The following is a 16,451-nucleotide window of genomic DNA, read 5'->3' as shown; positions in this document are numbered from 1 at the left end:
GGGCTTGCTGATAAGTAGCGATAGCTAATGGATTTGATTGTCAGGAGAAAGGTCTGGGTGAAGCATTGATAGTAGTAGAGCTAAATCACCGCCACTAATTGCTCCCCCAGACTTTTGAAACTCTCAATGTTGGAAGAATTTGAAGTCTTCAATCAAGAATTTCTTACCCTAGCAAATACGTTCCACACCATCGGTTCTATTTTTCGATAACATCCACTGCCATAACTGCATTCTGCGAACTCTAAAGGATGCCGCGCATAACAGAAGGTAATAACGCCACATACGATAAAAGCGTCGACCATAGCGATCGGCGAAGCGAGGCCAATTACGTTCAAAATTATCATGCCAGGCCATCAGGGTTTTATCGTAATCGGGGCCAAAGTTATGTAGATCCTCACAGGTCAGTAGTTCCTGAGCTGCCAGAGTGATTTGACTGGCGGCAGGTATTTCTCCATTGGGGAAAATATACTTCTCAACCCAGGGGTCGGTAGGTGCGGGTTTGGATTTACCAATAGTGTGAAGTAGTAAAATGCCGTCTTTTTTCAAACAGCGTTTTGACACCTCCATAAATGCGCGGTGGTTTTTTCGTCCTACATGCTCAAACATTCCCACGCTGGCAATTCTGTCAAAGGGTTCATTGAGTTCGCGGTAATCCTGAAGGTGCACGGTGATCGGCAGGTTGGCATAGCGCTCGGCGACGTAGGCTCTCTGCTCACGAGATACTGTAACCCCGACACACTCTACCTGGTATTTCTGTGCCGCATAACCGATGAGGCTTCCCCACCCGCAACCGATGTCTAATAACTTCATTCCTGGTTCAAGCTGCAGTTTGCGGCAGATAAGGTCCAGTTTTGCTTCCTGGGCCTCATCTAGGGTCTGGGCCTCCTTCCAATAACCACAGCTATATGTAAGGCGGCTATCAAGCATGGCGGCGTAAAACTCATTACCTAAGTCGTAGTGGTGCTCGCCGACCTCGAACGCCCGGCGACGGCTTTGCAGGTTGAGCAAGCAGCTGCGTATATAAGGGAAGATATGGCGCCAGTTCTTGAAGTGACGGCTCAAGTCGGAATCTAGAATACGGTAGATGAACTGATCTATGGCCTGTACGTCCCAGTCCCCGCGCATATAGGTTTCCCCCAACCCCATACTTTGGCGGGCGACGATCTCATCAAGTGCCTCTTCGCGATGGAGATGGATATCCCAGGGGCGGTCACCGTTAATACGGATATCGGCCTCGGCTAAAATATCATCAACAAAGTGGCGGCTTCGGCCTATGGCTGGTGCCTCTATGGCATCTTGCTGCTCGCTTGCCATTCAAGTCTCCCTCTCTCCTGGTTAGCGTGGGGTCGATTATGGCGCCCTTGAATAATTTGCCTCCCCACTCCATTTAATACAGCATGTCGAAAATATCCCCAGCCCCGGATTAGCCGTGGGCTGTTAGATCAGGAATCCTCTCTATGCGTCCCTTGCTGCTGCTTCTATTTATAGCTCTACCTGTACTCGAATTGTGGGTATTGATTGCCGTAGGGAGTGAAATCGGCGCCTTGCCCACCATCGGTCTGGTGTTTCTTACGGCTATCATCGGCGTGACGCTGTTGCGTCGCCAAGGGCTCTCTACCCTGGCAAGGGCTCAGGAGAAGATGCGCACTGGTGATATTCCCGCCCAGGAGATGGTAGAAGGTATCTTTCTCGCCGTCGGCGGTGTTCTGCTGCTGACCCCCGGCTTCATTACCGATATTCTCGGTTTCGCCTGCCTGATACCGGGACTGCGCCAGTTATTACTGGGGCGGTTACTTCGCCATGTCACTATCGTTCGACCAGGTGGCCCCTTCCAACCGAATGCCTCCAGACGTGGCCCCGATATTATCGAGGGAGAGTACTCACGGGATGAGCGGAACTCCGTTGAGCACAAGCGCCACAAAGACTGATTTGGTTGAATAGTGCACACTTTTACACTTCAAACGGCACTTTTATAGTTTTTTCACTTTAGGGTGTTGAAATCTATTCTCCCGCCCATAGATAGGGATCAACTGAGAATTAAGCCCCGCCTCTGAGGACCAGAGAGGGGTGAGGTTACCGGCCCGATGGGCCTGTACCGCCAATGTTGGAAAACCTTAAAACGACTCAATGGAGAACTTATCCATGAAAATTCGTCCTTTACACGACCGCGTCGTAGTACGCCGTAAGGAAGAAGAAGCGATGTCAGCTGGCGGTATCGTGCTGCCAGGTGCTGCCAAAGAAAAGCCAAACCAGGGTGAAGTGGTAGCCGTGGGTGAGGGCAAGCAGCTGGACAATGGCGATGTGCGCGCACTGTCTGTGAAGGTAGGTGACACGGTTGTTTTCGGTCGCTATGCCGACAGCAATACCCTCAAGGTGGAAGGCGAAGAGCTGATCATCATGAGCGAAGGTGATATCTACGGCGTGTTGGAAGGCTAAGGCCAGCCTTTAACTTTACTCGCAAAAAGAATTTGAGGAATAAGAATCATGGCAGCTAAAGACGTAATTTTTGGTGACGACGCTCGTCAGAAAATGCTGAAAGGCGTAAACATCCTGGCAGACGCTGTAAAAACTACTCTGGGTCCTAAAGGCCGCAACGTAGTTCTGGACAAGTCCTTCGGCGCTCCTACCGTAACCAAAGACGGTGTTTCCGTAGCGAAAGAAATCGAGCTGAGCGACAAGTTCGAAAATATGGGCGCACAGATGGTTAAAGAAGTTGCTTCCAAAGCTTCTGACACCGCTGGTGACGGCACCACCACCGCTACTGTTCTGGCTCAGGCTATCGTAACCGAAGGTCTGAAATCCGTAGCCGCTGGCTTCAACCCAATGGACCTGAAGCGCGGTATCGACAAAGCGGTAACCGCAGCGGTTGACCACATTGCTGGCCTGTCCACTCCTTGTGCCGACACCAAGTCTATTGCTCAGGTAGGTACCATCTCCGCGAACAGCGACGAGAGCGTTGGTACCATCATCGCTGAAGCCATGGAAAAAGTTGGCAAAGAAGGTGTTATCACCGTTGAAGAAGGTTCCGGCCTGGAAAATGAGCTGGACGTAGTAGAAGGTATGCAGTTCGACCGAGGCTACCTGTCTCCTTACTTCATCACCAACCAAGAGAACATGACTGCCGAGCTGGACAATCCGTTCATCCTGCTGGTAGACAAGAAAATCTCCAATATCCGCGACCTGCTGCCCCTGCTGGAGCAAGTAGCTAAAGCCTCCAAGCCGCTGCTGATCATCGCTGAAGACGTAGAAGGCGAAGCGCTGGCAACTCTGGTTGTAAACAGCATGCGCGGCATCGTTAAAGTTGCTGCTGTTAAAGCACCTGGTTTCGGCGACCGCCGTAAAGCCATGCTGCAGGACATCGCTATCCTGACTGGCGGCACCGTGATTTCTGAAGAAGTTGGCCTGGAGCTGGAAGGTACCACTCTGGAGCACCTGGGTACTGCTAAGCGTGTCACCCTGTCCAAAGAAAACACTGTAATCGTTGACGGCGCTGGCAATGTTAAAGACATCGAAGCTCGCGTTAGCCAGATCCGCGCACAGATCGAAGAGTCCTCTTCCGACTACGATAAAGAGAAACTGCAAGAGCGCGTAGCCAAGCTGGCTGGCGGTGTTGCGGTAATCAAAGTAGGCGCCGCTACTGAAGTGGAAATGAAAGAGAAGAAAGCCCGCGTTGAAGACGCCCTGCACGCTACCCGCGCCGCAGTAGAGGAAGGCGTAGTACCTGGCGGTGGTACCGCTCTGGTTCGCGCTACCCAGGCTATCTCCGTAACTGGCGACAACGAAGACCAGAACCACGGCATCGCTGCAGCTCTGCGCGCTATGGAAATGCCTCTGCGTCAAATCGTTTCCAACGCTGGTGATGAAGCTTCTGTAGTTGTTGACAAGATCAAGCAAGGCGAAGGCAACTTCGGTTACAACGCTGCTACTGGCGAGTATGGCGACATGCTGGACATGGGTATTCTGGACCCAGCAAAAGTAACCCGCTCTGCTCTGCAAGCGGCAGCCTCTATTGCTGGCCTGATGATCACCACCGAAGCCATGGTTGCAGAAATCCCGGAAGAGAAGCCGGCTGCTCCTGACATGGGCGGTATGGGTGGAATGGGCGGCATGGGCGGCATGATGTAAGCCGGCCTTTAAGCCAACCCCAAAAAGCCCCGCAATTGCGGGGCTTTTTTATTTTAGGTACATGGAATGATAGGTTAATACTGGTTAGTTGCTGCGACGCAGCAAACAGTCTGATTAATGGGGATACAACAGACCCAGATCCAGGAACAGCCTATGGATCTAAATTAAGTTTCTTAGTTTGTTGTGCTAGTAATTCGGCTGTTTCCTTAGATATGCCATTAATTGGTGGAGCATTTAGTTGGGGTTGTTTCAGTAGATAGGAAACAAAGACCGCGGCAGATAGATATACACCATTCTGATTGGGGTGGCTTCCATCATGAGCGTATAGATCAATGACTTTATCTGAGGAGCTAATTGTTTCCCAAGCGAGGCCGACTGGTATTACTTTTGAAGATGTTGTCTGGGCTATATTCTGATAACCCTCAAACAAGCGGGATTGCATTTTACTGCGAGTATCATTGGAATAATTTTGAGTGTCTCCATGCTTACGGCCCCAGGTTAGAAAGAGGAGAGGAGTGGCACCGGCCAATCTAATTTCATTGGTGAGTTTTTTTGCGTAGGGGTAAATCTCTTTATGCCTCTGTTCTTCGGAGAATGAGGGAAGCTGGCTTTGCTCCTGAAGCACCACATAATCCCATGCCCTCTCATGAATAGCCTCTAGTGTATCCGCAGACTCAGAGTGTTTTTGTAAGGTCCACCCTCCCGGAGTTATGGATCTATATATAATTTGTGCTCCATTGCTTTTAGCAATTGCCTGGATTATCGGAGGAAGAGGGCGTGTGTAGCTATTGCCGATAAAAAGCACAGATAGAATTTCCTGAGTTTTCTGCTCAGTCTGCTTCTTTGGCTCTACTAGTAAGTAAGCTCCTACCAATAATAGAAAGATAAGAAAAAATATTTGGATTATTAGGGGGCTTTTAAATTCTTTCATTGTGTTAGATTTCCAAGTGGGGCTATTACCACTTAGGATAGGTCTATTTTGTAATTTGTTCTGTGCAGCGTGTTTAAGGATCTACATTCTTATGTGGTTGAATAGATTATTGAGGGAATAACTTGTTATCTTGAAATTAGTCATCTGATTATTTTTCGTTACTTTATGAGCTGTGAGAATAATTATGAATATGAACGATCAAGATTCGCTAAATATAAGTCTTATTTTAATTTGGGGGGAGAAACATTACATATATTTAATGTTCAGTCCAGCAGAGGGTTAGTATGTCCTTTTAGACTTCCCTTTCAGTAAATGGGAGGAAAGAGCAGATATGTTGCTATCAAAAGGTAATCTTGTACTAGCTGCCTGTCTTGCAGCACTAGGCTGCAAGGATTCGGGGGACTCTGGAGGGAGGCAGGTGTTAGAATCCAGGGGTTCGCATGTAGACTTAAGCCAAACCTCGGCTGGTTTTTTTGCGCACTATACCCGTGTCAACTCAGTAGATATTCCGGAAAAGATCACAGGACCTTATGCTGACATCATTGTGAACCTTGAAGGGAAAGGTAAGCTTGTTTTTGCTCGTGATCATAGTTATCGGCCTGTTTGGCACTTTGGAAACAATTCTAATCCTGTAGCGCATTTGGCTGATATTTCGAGTGATGCCAATACTCGCTTTGATAAATCAAATGACTTTTCTTATGTTCGTATCTTAGAGCAGTCAGATGAAAAGGTTGTTATTCATTGGCGTTACTTCCCGAAAGCTAATGCGAAAATGGGGCGAGATCCCGAAGGGGTAGTCCACGAGATATATACGATTACTCGAGATGGCAATGTAACCAGGTTATACCGGCCAGGCACTGATACCATCACAGGCTGGGATGTGCGTCGAGGGGCTATTATTCAGACTATGCGTCTCACGGAAAATGGCATAGCCGATGTACAAAATAAGTCTGGAGAGCTACAGGCAGGTGTGTTTCAGGGTAATGGGAATACGATAGTTGATTATACTCCCCCTGCCTTACCAGTGGCGCATTGGAAGTTTGATGAGGGGGAGGGCACGAGTACTGTTGAGAGCTTGAAATCAGCGACTGGATATATTGACAGCCACGGGGGTGATTGGGTCGCTGGTGTGTCTGGTTCGGCCCTTTTTTTTGACGGTTATAGATCAGCAGTGGTGGTCGCGCAGGATGAGGCACCCATATTTAAGGAGGCTCTTTCTATTGAAGCCTGGATTAATCTAGCCGCTTATCCATGGAATAATGCTCCTATTATTCACCAGTCAGATAATATGGGAAATGAGGGGTATTATTTTGGAGTAAGTTCTGACGGTAAGCTGCTTTTTACGGTAAATGGGAAAACTTTAACTTCTGATAGTGTAATCCCAGTTAATCAGTGGATTCATGTTGGTGTTTCTGCAGAAAAGAGTTTGTCGCTCTATATCAATGGTGTTTTAGATAAAAGCCAATCTTATGATGTCAATCTTTCAATTCCAGATATGCCAATGATTGTTGGAATGAATAATTCACCTTTACCAGCAACAGATGGGGTTCGGGAGAGTGAATTAAATGAATTCAATCATTTCTCCAGTATATTCGGTATTGAGGGGGCAATAGACGAGATTGCCATTTATAAGCACTCTCTGACTTCTAAGGATTTTGATGATAGCTACAACGGTTTTTTATTGGCACAAAAGAAAGCTCCAGATCCTGGTTTTACGAAGCGGCAATTGCCAGACCTTGAAAAATACCCCCAGAAGTTTGGTGGGATTTATACAAAGTTAGACTTTCATGATGCTTGGGATAACCTATGGAGGGTTACGGACAACGAAGATATTGTAGTCCGATTCGATAATAAGCCGATCAGTTATGTATATTGGCGAGGAACATCACACGGCATGAACTTGGTGACAGATAATCGGTGGATGTCTGATCAAAGTGTGGAACTGGTGATTCCCGATCCGGATGATCCTGAAACCCCAGCTTCAGTCAACCCAATTGTTTCTTTGGCTGAACACATGTCTGATAAGGCCGCTCTACGCACCCATGTTCGTATGATTGAAAATACTCCTGCACGGGTTAAAGTTCACTGGCGTTATGCAGCCGCAGATGTATTTGATTTACTCGTTTTGGATACTGCTTATATTGATGAGGTGCATACAATTTATCCCGATGGGGTGGCAATCCGGGATGTTTTTTACCATCCTGCAGCTGATGAAGGTGGAGTAGAATTTTATCAGGACTTCCAATGGTTACTAGGACCGGGTCAAAAAGCTGAGGACTTCCTGAATTATAATGCAGTTTCGATTGCGGGGCTTACGGGTGACTCCTCTGATATCATTTATCCTATATCCTTAGACAGGCCTAGTGATGGAGTGGACCCCAGTCCTTTGCCCGGTAATATTGCGGTGCTCAATAGCCAAACTAACTGGAAGGTCTTTGGAGTAAGTCAGGCAGGTGGTTTTTTCCCCTCTGCTAATGAGGAGAGTTCAAAGCATATAGATTTCCTGGGAGGTATTTTTCCGTTTGCAGGCCCTTGGAATCATTGGCCAATAGCTCAAATTCCTTCCGATGGTCGATTCTCCGTTGCCAATGATAGAGTTTCTCACTTTGCGGTTGGTAATCTAGAGGCCTTTGAATATGGTTCTGGATCTATGATGTATGGCTTTACCCAGGGAACACCGGTTGATTTACAGGGCTTGGCAAGTTCATGGATATCTCCACCTGTAATAGATGCGGTTCAAGGTGTTAAGGGCAATGTAATTAATTTTATCACTGATGAAAGAGCCTATAGCCTGACGGCAGATGGGGTATCAGGAGATATTTCTTTACTGGTGAAGGCTAATGATAGTAGTCCTTTGGTAAATCCATCACTAATTATTCGTGAATGGGGAACAAGCAAAACTCCGAGAGTAAAATTCAATGGCAAAGTACTATCCGATGTAAAATTGGGTATTATCAGAGATACAGATGGATCCCAGACTTTGATTGTGTGGTTACCTGTGACGGCAATCACGGATTCATCCATTGAAATTGTTCGTAATTCTGTTGGTGAGAGTTAATCTTCTTATTGGTTGTTGCATTTTAAGAATAAGCAGAATAGCCGTACCATAGTATGGCTATTCTGCTTTGTAAGTGGAAATTATCTGTATAGAATTTTTAACTTCCTTGTACGGATAAATATTCAATATAATTCACTGAATTTACTTTCCTGAGAATTTAATGAATGGGCGGGATGTGGATCTGTGATTGAAGGGATATCTATCTGTATCTTTAATCCATTGCAGTTAGCTAGGTGAATCTTAGCTTTGTGCAAATTACAAACAGCCAAAACAAGACTTAATCCAAGTCCATTACCTTTTGTATGCCTATGCGATTCCAACCGGTAAAATCGCTCAAAGACCTTTTTATGATCATCTTCTGGAATTCCCGGACCGCTATCGTGTAGCTGCAATTGAAGATACTCCCTACCCTGTTGAGGATGAGCTGAAAGCCTAATATCCAGTTTGCCACTTCCTGGTGCGTACTTAATTATATTGTCAAATAGGTTTGCAATAGACTGAGACCATTGGTTTTTATCTCCAAAGATCATATGTTGGTCATCAATCAAAGTAACGGATGGAAGTATTCCCTGATCATGAAAAATCGGTTCATAGACTTCTACCAGGGTTTTAAGAAGGTTATGAAGCGAAAAGTGCCGAAATGCTGACCTTTGTGCTCCTTGCTCAATTTGCGAGATTCTGAGTAACGCATTAAAGCACTCGATGATCCTGTCGTTTTCATTAATAATGGCTTCGATAGTATCTTTATCTGGTTTTTCTATATGCAATAATAGTTCTAGCTGGCCTCGTAGCCGAGAAAGTGGGGACTTCAAGTCATGGGCAATATTGTCGGAAACTTGTTTTATTCCCATCATCAATTGTTGGATTTTGTCCAGCATTGTATTGATATGTATAGATAACTGATCATAGTCTCCGCCATTACTATTATATGGGATCCGTTTGTCCAGATCTCCAGACATAATTTGGCGGCATACTTTGTTAATCTCGCTTATTCTTCTGACTGCTTGCCTAGATACAAGATATCCACAAATTAGGCTAATAATTGCAGTGATCAGAAGTCCGTAAAAAATAACAGAGTTAAGACTTTTCAATAGGTGATATTCTTGGGTGAAATCCTTCCCCAGTATTAGTTCTCCCCCGTCACTTAGTAGAGAAGTTTTTGCTAGGCATATGTGCTGTTCATCTTCTTGACCAAATGTAGAGTCTGGATTGTAGGTTGCCGTGTAGGTAGACTTATAGTTCGTGCTTTGCGGGGAAATTTCTTCGATATTACTAAGTATAATATTTCCCTTTGCGTCTTGAAGTTTTACACAGAGATCCTCTGTATCTAGAAAATACTCTGTCTCAATGTAATATTTTGCGAGTAGTGTTGCATCTATGTGGCGTTTCTTATGATATTGGGGCCAATGGCTAAATCGCTCATCAGTAATGTTGTCTACATAATCGTGAAAATCTTCAGGGAATTCACTATTAAGTAGGTGCCAGATTAGGTTGGCGGGAATTTTTTCTAGTGGGGGATTGATATTTTCTCCCAGTGCGAATAATCGCCCTTGAATAGCAAGTTCCTCCTGATTGCTTAAGCTGCTTTTATTTAAAAGATTTTTGAAGTAGTGTGTGTAGTCGCTAGTAAATTTTGATGGTGAAGTGTGGTTGTTAATAAAATTTCTAGGTTTTACATTTTTGAAGTTTGGAAATATATCAGGGTGAAAAAACTCTAGATCATTGATTTCCGCAATAGATTCTTTTGTTATATTTTTAATTTTATGAAATGTTGGATTTGCCAACGATTGTTTTGTGATTAAATAGATGCTTGCCAATGAAATACTGGAGCTAAGGCAGACGCAGCTGAATGTGATAATTGCCAGTTTGAAACTGGAGCTTTTATGTAGTTTAATTTTTTTCGCGAAGGACATAGCCGGCCCCCCTTACTGTGTGAATAAGAGGACTGTCCTGAGATTGGTCAACTTTCTTTCTCAATCTGCTTACGTGCACTTCTACTACATTAGTTTTCGGGTCAAAATGAAGATCCCAGACTTGCTCCAAAAGCATTGTTTTTGTAACAATTTGACCTTCATGTCTCATAAGATATTCCAGGAGTTTGAATTCCTGGGTTAATAGTTCAATACTACGGCCTCTGCGTTGTGCCTTCCTTGTTAAGAGATTGAGCTCAAGGTCTGAAACAATAAGGGATTCGCAGGTGTTGGATTGAGGTTGGCGCCTACCAATGACTTCGACTCTGGCTAAAAGTTCTGCAAAAGAAAAAGGTTTGGAAAGGTAGTCATCACATCCACTACGTAAACCCTCTACGCGATGGTCGACGTCTCCGAGGTTACTTAGCATTAAAACTGGTGTACTGATTTCCATTCCCCGCAGGGATTTTAATAGTTTTAACCCATCCATACCAGGAAGCATTCGGTCAAGGATTATTACATCAAAATTTTCGATGCTGGCTTGAATTAACCCTGTTTTTCCATTATGGCATAGCTCTACACCATGCCCTTCCTGACTAAGGCCCTTGTGAAGGTAATGACTTAATTTGATGTCGTCTTCTATTATAAAGATTCGCATATATCTTTAGCTGGTAAATAGTTTTGGTTGCCGGTTATTTGTTGATCGAGTTTTTTTTAAGGTTTTCTGATTTGCCTCAGACTAAGCCATGTACATATGGTGAATATAAAAACGTAACTAAATATTGCTAGGCACTTTCAGCCTTTTAGATATGAAAAGACTTAATTAAAAGTGACAAATGCTATTTTTACACCATTCTGAAGAACTGGAAGTAGTGAAGTCTTTCTAGTTTTTTGTTTGTGGAGAACACTAACAAAAAAAGAGTTGTTAGGCTAAAACTGCGTCTTAAGTTGTGTGTTAAGTGTGCTTCATACCCCTTGTAATATCAATGCTATGTGGATCAGTTATTGATAGAATACCCTTTTGGTTAAGCTCACCTTGGTGTAAACAGTGCATTAAAAATGACCTGTAATCTATCGGGAAATTTAGAGGCTGTTAAAAAGCTTTGGTTCACGGAGTTACAGCAAATGACTCAATTGAGGTAGTAGTTCTTGCTCTCCAGAGTAGACAGACGTGAGACCAGGAAGTCAAAGCATCGAAAACTCATGAATAACGATAGCTTGACTGCACTGAATTTTAATATGAATGAAGTGTACGAGGGTAATGATCACAGCTATTGATAGGTACTTGAGAAAATTATCCCGTTTATACCGAGAGTAGCGCCTTCTGAATTCCTGGGGTTGCAGTTTCAAGGTCCGCAGAACGGGAAACGAGATCTTGAGCTGGTTTCGACGTTTCTGCGAAACTCTTAGAGTAGGGTGAAGGTATGCCTTTGGACGATGGCATGTTTGGATAGTCAACCGGCACAATCGGATTCTTAGTTGGCGTCTTTAGCTTATATACTGATTCCAAGATTAACGCTTGGGAGACAGTTAAATGGAAACGGCACTTATTACAGGAGCCTCAGGTGGTATTGGCCTTGAGTTGGCCAGGATACATGCGGCTAAGGGCGGCAACCTGGTTCTGGTCGCTCGGTCTGAGGGGAAGCTTTCAGCACTCAAACAGCAGCTGGAGAAGGATTTTGGTATCCAGGCAATGGTTATTACTGAAGATCTTTCCGACCCTTTGTCCGCACAGAGAATTTTTGAGCGAACCCAAAGCGAGGGTGTGGAGGTTGGTACCCTTATCAATAATGCGGGATTTGGTGGTCACGGTCTCTTCTATCAGCGAGATCTGGAAGCTGAGCAGGGTATGATGCAGGTGAATATGGTTTCCCTAACCAATCTCACCCACCTGTATGTCAAAGGCATGGTTGCCCGCAATAGTGGGCATATCCTTAATGTTTCATCCACGGCATCTTTTATACCCGGTCCTTTACAGGCGGTTTACTACGCAACTAAAGCCTATGTGACTTCCTTTAGCCAAGCCTTGGCGGAAGAATTGAAGGGCACAGGTGTAACAGTAACCGCTTTGTGTCCGGGCGCTGTTGCGACTGGGTTTGTAGCGGCTGGTGATCTTCAGGGAGTAGATATCTGGAAGAACGCCCGTTCAGCAGAATCCGTTGCAAAATGTGGTTACGGGGCTATGGAACGTGGGGATTTGGTTGCTTTTAATGAGAAGCGGCTTAAAGTATTTCTGAATTGGATAATGCCATTACTGCCCCGTAAAATGGTGTTGAAATTTTCCCGCCAGACGATGGAAAAATCTTGATTGCGAGTAGACCCGGTAATGACCAAGCGCGCAGCTAAATTTCTGGTATCCCCCAGCTGGAAGCTGATGTTACACGATATGAATATCGACTCAGCCATGGCTCTGGCTTATGCCGGGTTACCTGCAGATCTATTGCAGCGAGAGTCTGTGACACTTACTCCAATAGAGTACTTCCGCTTTTGGTGTGGTATAGATCAGGCCTCAAAGGATAGGCCGCTACCGCTCTTGTTGGCGGAGCATCTTACAGCTGAATCGTTTGATCCCCCTGTGTTTGCGAGTTTGTGTAGTGCAAACCTAAATCAAGCCCTATTGCGGATACAGCAGTATAAACCCTTGATTGGTCCCATGGATTTGCACCTGGATATTACCGAAGAATACACAAAGCTCAATTTAGAGTGCTATGGAAGTGACGGTAATATTCCTACTGCTTTGGGGCTAAGCGAATTAATTTTCTATATCCGCCTGGCCCGGTTGGGAACCCGGGAGAAAATTCGGCCATTGGAATTGGCGTTACCACAGTTACCAGAAGATCAAACGCCTTATAGAGAGTTTTTCGGTTGCTCAATTAAGCAATCAGATCGGGTAAGAATTTGTTTCTCGGCGCAAGATGCGCAAAAGCCATTCCTGACCGCCAATATGCCTATGTGGGATTTTTTTGAGGGCAAATTAAGTCAGCAGTTAAAAGACTTGGATCGCGAAGCAACAATGGGAGACCGGGTAGGCTCTGTATTGATAGAACTCTTACCAGCGGGTGAGAGTTCTATCGAATCTGTCTCTGAGCGTTTATCTATCAGTAAAAGAACTTTACAGCGAAAACTTGGGGAGGAGAACCAAACCTTTCAGACAGTGTTACAGGAAGTCAGGTCAAATTTGGCCGATCACTATCTTGCCAGGTCCAGCCTACATTTGGGAGAGATCTCCTTTATGCTTGGGTTTAAGGAGCCCAATTCATTTATTCGAGCCTACCGAGGTTGGAAAGGAATAACACCATTACAATATCGGGATTCGATTGATTAGGCGACTAAAGTTATTTCTGGTAATAAAATTTAGTCGATTTTCTTTCGATTGTAGGTCTTACCGATGCACAATTCGAGAATATCAAAAATAAAAGATCTACTGGATTTGTTATCTGGCTGGACGATCAGCAAAAATTATTCCGTTATCTGGATTTACTTCCAGAGCTCTTAGTTCTCCTTGATACACGGCTTGTATTTTCCAGCGACCACCAACAAACCGCATACTGGTTATAGGTTTGAATCCTAGACTGTAGAGTTTTGCCCTAATAGTTGATGGATCAAGTGCGATTACCGAAGGGGTCGCCCCGTAAAGGTCGGGGCTATCATAGATAGGTGCTGGTTTATTAGGGTCTATCCCCGGGGGGATTGGATTGGTCAAGTTGCTCACGAGCACAACGGTTGTAATAAAACTCACATGAGGCTCCACACTACATAAAAGCCATATACTTAGTGTGGACAGGGGATGATCGTAGCGCCAGTGCTTAGGGGAGTATTTTTGGGTTTCCTTGCCAAAAAAATACCCCGGCAATGAGTTTTGCCGGGGCAATAAAATCAATTAGCGGTTAAAAATTTTACAAATGTATCTTGCGGTTAACGGGTCATCTTCAACATTACGTTCAAGATTTTGTTTGTGACATTCCCGTAGGGAGGGCGCATAAGTTTTAGTAGGTCAACAGGGCCCTGCTGAAATATTGGGCGTAACTTTGAAAAAGTGAGAAACCCTTCATAGCCGTGATAGTGCCCCATTCCACTCTCACCTATACCACCAAATGGAATATCGTGTTGTCCAACATGTAATACACAGTTATTAATCGATACACCGCCGGACATAATCCGCTCAATATAGCGGTTTTGCAGATTTTTATCGTAGGTATATGGGTATATTGCCAATGGTCTTGGGCGGGCATTGATATAGTCGATGACTTCCTCGGGCCTTGAGTAGGTCATAATTGGCAGGAGCGGGCCAAAAATTTCCCTTTGCATCGCCAGCATATCACCGTTCATATTAACCAGAATATGTGGTGGGAACTTGCGTAAGCTGTCATCCCGCTTGAGTTGCCCACCACTGAGGTCATATACCTTAGCTCCTTTGTCGACTGCATCGTCCAGGGTTTTCCACAGGCGCTGGTAGGCGTTGCTATCAATAATGGAGGTGTAGTCAGAGCTGTGCCAATCTGGAAAGCGCTTCTTAATTAGCTGTGTCGCATGCGCAATAAAATTGTCCAGCTGGTTTTCTGGAAGGAAGAGGTAATCTACATTTACGCAGATCTGTCCGGCATTTACTAATTTCCAGTGGATCAGGCGTTCTGCCGCTTTTTCAATCGGGAAATCAGGGGCGATGATAGCCGGCGATTTTCCTCCCAACTCTAATGTGACTGGAGTTAGGTTTTCTGCAGCGGAGCGCATTACAGCGCGGCCTGTAGTACTTGAGCCAGTAAAAATTAAGTGATCAAATTTCAGGCTGGAGAATAGTGGGCCTATTTCGCCATAGTCGGCGATAAAAGAAAGCTTCTCCTGGGGAAAATACTTGGGGCTGATCTCTATTAACAGCTCGGCCAGCCGGCATGAGTTTGTGGACATCTTGACCATTGCCTGATTGCCTGCGGCAAAGACATTGGTCAATGGGGAAATGCTCAGGTTAATGGGAAAGTTCCAGGGCACTATCACTCCAACTACACCAATAGGCTGGGGCACCACAGTATTTTTTGAGAGCGGGTAGGCCTTGAGGTCAATATGGCGCCGTCGAGGTTTCATCCACCTTTTGAGATTTTTTATCGCATCCTTGATACCTGCAAGTGCCGGGTAAATCTCCAGGAGCAGGGTTTCTTCCCTCGAGCGGTTCCCATAGTCTGAACATATGGCTTCTATGATCGCCTCCTGTTGTTCCCTCAACATTCGCGCCAGGGTTTTCAGGTCCTGTACTCGCTGCTGATAACTGGGGACTGGGTTGGCGTGATAGGCTCGACGCTGGCTATCCAGCTGACTCTGGAGTAGCGCCTTGTCTGCATCCTGCCGGGTAAGGGTCTGGATGGTCATTTTATTATCCTATGGCGTTTATCTTCGACCAGATTAACCGAATAATCGTTTGGGAGATTGACCAATCGCGTCAGCAGATTGACTAAATAGTAATTAAAGCGCACGTTCCAACTTTGAGGGCGGAAGTGCTAGGGGGCTGGCCCCGTCACAATAAATGTGTGCGGGGCGTTAAGTAGGATCCTCGTAATTCGAGGGTCAGCACTTCTTTGTAAAGGCGACCGCTTAATTGTTGTCAGGTTTGTCAGACAAAACTTCTGCAGAATTAGGATCTACTTCCAAGTCGTGTTTCTGGTCTCCTTTATAGGCCTCAATTTTCCAGCGCCCATTGTCCAAGTCTACTTCGACAATGGGAGTAAAGCCTTGTTGTTCGAGTTTTGTCAGAACAGTGGATAGAGCCATAGCACCAGGAGGGGGTTTCTCATCGGCAAGAGCGGGATGGAGAGCGACCGCAGCGATACTCGCTAGTAATAGCTGGTAGGTGGTCTTCATGGTTGTACTACCTCGCTTGTAGTTGATTGACCGCTATTAGCGGAATAAATTGACCCCGCTCCTCTCCCCAGAGGAACGGCGGTAGAAGCGGTTTTCTGGCTCTTTATGGGCCCTGGCTACCTCCTTGAGTAAGGCGCTTTTGGATCTGCTCACACCACTCGGGACTTCCTGGTTCTATTCCGGGAAAGCTGCCACCTGTCAATATGGTTACTGCAGTAAACCATTCTTTACTGCCAACTGGAGGCAGGCCGGATGGGTATAGTTTTGCTATATCGGCACTTTGTCTGGAGATGATTTGTTGCTGCGCCCAAGCGAACCACTCTGGGGTGCAATCCCTTGCGTTCATACTGTGTTCTGTTGGTGGTGCTGGAGTGTTCCCTATAGGCGTGGGCGGTGCGACTGGCTCTTTCATGGCTTCTCTGGCAGTCCCGTCAGGGGCAGGGGTGTCGGGCTCGGGAGATCTGTGGCTATCGGACTGACGCTCACAGCCGTGAATGACAAGCATCAAGACGAGTAGGGGAGCAAAGCGGACCATGAAAACTCAAAAGGGTGACTGATTTGCTCCTAAGCATAGGAG

Annotated in this window: 13 protein-coding genes; 6 read left to right on the top strand and 7 right to left on the bottom strand. The window is 45.6% G+C overall.

Going from position 1 to position 16,451, the window contains the following annotated elements:
* Positions 1–168 precede the first annotated feature (168 nt).
* On the bottom strand, positions 169–1,314 hold the full coding sequence (gene cfa / locus ACJJIP_RS15280) for a cyclopropane fatty acyl phospholipid synthase (protein WP_444945504.1): 1,146 nt from the start codon (positions 1,312–1,314) through the stop codon (positions 169–171).
* 143 nt (positions 1,315–1,457) lie between these two features.
* Between cfa and ACJJIP_RS15275 the strand changes: the two genes are divergently transcribed.
* The 3 genes from ACJJIP_RS15275 (at position 1,458) to groL (ending at position 4,125) form a co-directional block, all read left to right on the top strand.
* Positions 1,458–1,928 carry an FxsA family protein gene (locus ACJJIP_RS15275; protein WP_020412314.1) on the top strand — a complete coding sequence of 157 codons (471 nt, stop codon included), beginning with the start codon at positions 1,458–1,460 and terminating at the stop codon, positions 1,926–1,928.
* 214 nt (positions 1,929–2,142) lie between these two features.
* Positions 2,143–2,436 (top strand): co-chaperone GroES, encoded by a 294-nt coding sequence (locus ACJJIP_RS15270; RefSeq protein WP_020412315.1) that lies wholly within the window; start codon positions 2,143–2,145, stop codon positions 2,434–2,436.
* 48 nt (positions 2,437–2,484) lie between these two features.
* Positions 2,485–4,125, top strand: coding sequence for a chaperonin GroEL (gene groL / locus ACJJIP_RS15265; RefSeq protein WP_020412316.1), 1,641 nt, complete (start codon positions 2,485–2,487; stop codon positions 4,123–4,125).
* A 151-nt stretch (positions 4,126–4,276) separates the two neighbouring features.
* Here groL and ACJJIP_RS15260 read toward each other — a convergent pair whose 3' ends face one another.
* On the bottom strand, positions 4,277–5,056 hold the full coding sequence (locus ACJJIP_RS15260; RefSeq protein ID WP_444945503.1) for a DUF4886 domain-containing protein: 780 nt from the start codon (positions 5,054–5,056) through the stop codon (positions 4,277–4,279).
* 418 nt (positions 5,057–5,474) lie between these two features.
* On the opposite strand from ACJJIP_RS15260, the gene ACJJIP_RS15255 reads away from it, so the two are divergent.
* On the top strand, positions 5,475–8,114 hold the full coding sequence (locus ACJJIP_RS15255; RefSeq protein WP_444945502.1) for a LamG domain-containing protein: 2,640 nt from the start codon (positions 5,475–5,477) through the stop codon (positions 8,112–8,114).
* A 122-nt stretch (positions 8,115–8,236) separates the two neighbouring features.
* Here the strand turns inward: ACJJIP_RS15255 and ACJJIP_RS15250 are convergent, their stop codons facing one another.
* Positions 8,237–10,027 (bottom strand): sensor histidine kinase, encoded by a 1,791-nt coding sequence (locus ACJJIP_RS15250; RefSeq protein WP_444945501.1) that lies wholly within the window; start codon positions 10,025–10,027, stop codon positions 8,237–8,239.
* Positions 10,005–10,682 carry a winged helix-turn-helix domain-containing protein gene (locus ACJJIP_RS15245; RefSeq protein ID WP_444945500.1) on the bottom strand — a complete coding sequence of 226 codons (678 nt, stop codon included), beginning with the start codon at positions 10,680–10,682 and terminating at the stop codon, positions 10,005–10,007. Before ACJJIP_RS15245 ends, ACJJIP_RS15250 begins: the two co-directional genes overlap by 23 nt.
* Before the next feature lie 876 nt (positions 10,683–11,558).
* Between ACJJIP_RS15245 and ACJJIP_RS15240 the strand changes: the two genes are divergently transcribed.
* Both ACJJIP_RS15240 and ACJJIP_RS15235 read left to right on the top strand, forming a co-directional pair.
* A complete protein-coding gene (locus ACJJIP_RS15240) occupies positions 11,559–12,332 on the top strand; it encodes an SDR family NAD(P)-dependent oxidoreductase (RefSeq protein WP_444945499.1) in 774 nt (257 codons plus the stop codon).
* Positions 12,333–12,350: 18 nt separating this feature from the next.
* On the top strand, positions 12,351–13,349 hold the full coding sequence (locus ACJJIP_RS15235) for an AraC family transcriptional regulator (RefSeq protein ID WP_020412322.1): 999 nt from the start codon (positions 12,351–12,353) through the stop codon (positions 13,347–13,349).
* Between the two features lie 590 nt (positions 13,350–13,939).
* Here ACJJIP_RS15235 and ACJJIP_RS15230 read toward each other — a convergent pair.
* The 3 genes from ACJJIP_RS15230 to ACJJIP_RS15220 all read right to left on the bottom strand — a co-directional run bounded on the left by ACJJIP_RS15230 (position 13,940) and on the right by ACJJIP_RS15220 (position 16,409).
* Positions 13,940–15,385: a coniferyl aldehyde dehydrogenase gene (locus tag ACJJIP_RS15230; RefSeq protein WP_020412324.1), complete on the bottom strand. Its 1,446-nt coding sequence runs from the start codon at positions 15,383–15,385 to the stop codon at positions 13,940–13,942.
* A 222-nt stretch (positions 15,386–15,607) separates the two neighbouring features.
* Positions 15,608–15,874 (bottom strand): PepSY domain-containing protein, encoded by a 267-nt coding sequence (locus ACJJIP_RS15225; protein ID WP_444902039.1) that lies wholly within the window; start codon positions 15,872–15,874, stop codon positions 15,608–15,610.
* 103 nt (positions 15,875–15,977) lie between these two features.
* Entirely contained in the window at positions 15,978–16,409 is a 432-nt protein-coding gene (locus ACJJIP_RS15220; protein ID WP_444945498.1) for a hypothetical protein, read from the bottom strand.
* Between the last annotated feature and the right edge of the window lie 42 nt (positions 16,410–16,451).

Source organism: Microbulbifer variabilis (assembly GCF_052467165.1).
The sequence above is the reverse complement of the archived record's forward strand: the minus strand, read 5'-3'. Positions and strand labels throughout refer to the sequence as shown.